Origin of the sequence: Zhongshania sp. (genome assembly GCF_041584495.1) — a bacterium.
Lineage (GTDB): Bacteria > Pseudomonadota > Gammaproteobacteria > Pseudomonadales > Spongiibacteraceae > Spongiibacter.
The window spans coordinates 1-1,447 of record NZ_JBFHDY010000281.1; the positions used below are offsets into that span (position 1 = coordinate 1).

Annotated in this window: 1 protein-coding gene; it reads right to left on the reverse strand. The window is 54.7% G+C overall.

Annotation, left to right across the window (positions count from 1 at the left end; translation table 11 throughout):
• Positions 1-1,331: phosphoenolpyruvate carboxykinase (ATP) (locus ABYP33_RS19125; RefSeq protein ID WP_373092945.1), on the reverse strand; the 1,331-nt coding region annotated here is incomplete at its 3' end.
• Between the last annotated feature and the right edge of the window lie 116 nt (positions 1,332-1,447).

Here is a 1,447-nt window from a genome sequence, read left to right on the forward strand (position 1 = left end):
CCGTTTTGAGCAGCGGCAACCACGGCGCGGGTTACGGGGATCGGGAAGCGTGAGCCAGTACCGCCCGCTGCGCCTGAACCGCCAGTCCAACCAGTGTTGATTAGATAAACCTGAGAGTCGAAATCTTCGATGCGCTTCATTAGCAGCTCGGCGTAATCGCCAGCTGGACGAGGCATAAAGGGCGCGCCAAAACAGGTGGAGAACGTGGGGTGAATACCCGCTTCTGCGCCCAGCTCGGTGGAGCCAACCCGTGCGGTGTAGCCGCTCAAAAAGTGGAATGCCGCCGCTTCTTTAGACAGAATTGAAATTGGCGGAATTACGCCAGAGACGTCACAAGTCAGGAAAATAACGGTTTTGGGCTCGCCTGCGGCGTTCTCAATAACACGCTTTTCAACGTGTTCTAATGGGTAGCAGCAGCGACCATTTTCAGTCAGGCTGGTGTCATTGTAGTCGGCATGGCGAGTGTGGTCGTCAATAACCACGTTCTCAACAATGGCGCCAAAGCGAATCGCGTCCCAAATAATGGGTTCGTTCTTCTGGCTCAGGTTGATTGTCTTGGCGTAGCAGCCGCCTTCAATATTGAATACGGAACCTTTTGCCCAGCCGTGCTCGTCGTCACCGATCAAGTAGCAGCTTGGGTCGGCGGACAAGGTAGTCTTGCCCGTGCCAGACAAGCCGAAGAACAAGGTGGTTTGGCCAGAGTCATCGACGTTAGCTGAGCAGTGCATGGGCATGACGTCTTTTTCAGGAAGCAAGAAGTTCTGTACTGAGAACATCGCCTTTTTCATCTCACCGGCGTAGCGCATGCCAGCCAGTAGGACTTTGCGCTGGGCAAAATTGATGATGACGCAGCCGTCGGAGTTGGTGCCGTCGCGCTCAGGCTCGCAAACAAAGCCAGCACAGTTGAGGATGGTCCACTCTTCCTTGCTCTTGGGATTGTATTTGGCAGGCCGCACAAACATATTGCGGCCAAACAAACCCTGCCAAGCAGTTTGGGTGTTCACAACCACCGGAATGTAATGGTCTTCGTGGGCGCCAACGTGGAGTGAAGAGACAAAACTGTCATGATCGGCCAAGTAGTCTTCAACACGATCCCAGAGGGCGTCGAATTTAGTGGCATCGAAGGGACGGTTAACGCTGGTCCAGTCGATCGCATCGGAGGTCGATGGCTCTTGCACAATGTAGCGATCGCCAGGTGAGCGGCCGGTGCGCTTGCCGGTAGTAACGACGAGTGCGCCGCTGTCGGCGAGACGGCCTTCGCCGCGACTCAGGGCTTGCTCAATTAGTTGAGCGGGGCTTAAATCGGTGTAAATCGTCGTTTCAGCACTCATTCTCTGTTTTCCTGTCGCGTAATCCTGAGAGCAGCCTTGGGTGTTGCGGTGGGGTTGGCACGAAAGAGAACCCCCAAAGTGGCTGGTAATTTGGGGCGCCATTATTACAAAAAACC